This is a genomic window from Robertmurraya sp. DFI.2.37 (genome assembly GCF_029211245.1).
In the GTDB taxonomy this organism is placed as follows: domain Bacteria; phylum Bacillota; class Bacilli; order Bacillales; family Cytobacillaceae; genus Robertmurraya; species Robertmurraya methanolica_A.
In genome coordinates this window covers 1-287 of record NZ_JARGEJ010000897.1, presented here as the reverse complement: position 1 = coordinate 287, position 287 = coordinate 1, and the positions used below count along the sequence as shown (strand labels likewise).

The 287-nt window shown below is 36.9% G+C and carries 1 protein-coding gene; it reads right to left on the bottom strand.

Annotation, left to right across the window (positions count from 1 at the left end; all coding sequences use genetic code 11):
- Positions 1-105 precede the first annotated feature (105 nt).
- A partial coding sequence (locus PZE06_RS29070; RefSeq protein ID WP_275792550.1) for a hypothetical protein occupies positions 106-287 on the bottom strand: 182 nt, incomplete at its 5' end.

Below are 287 nucleotides of genomic sequence, written 5' to 3'. Positions count from 1 at the left end.
CAAATTTTATCCCGTAATTATGAACAAATAGTGACGAAACTTTTAAGAAGAACTGAATAAATCGAGAAAAATCTAGTCCTTTTTCTCTTTTGATACATAATCCTTCTAAATGTGTCGGATAAGCTTCTGATTTGCTTTGAGTCCACTAATGCCAATAGAGGAATGCAAAAAGCACTCGTCGCGATATCTCCCGCTACAGACTACAGCAAGCGTTTTCACGATGAATGTACGGCGATACATTTTTTGTATAGCGCTTACATTAGCCTTTTTTTCAATGGGGAAAGGAG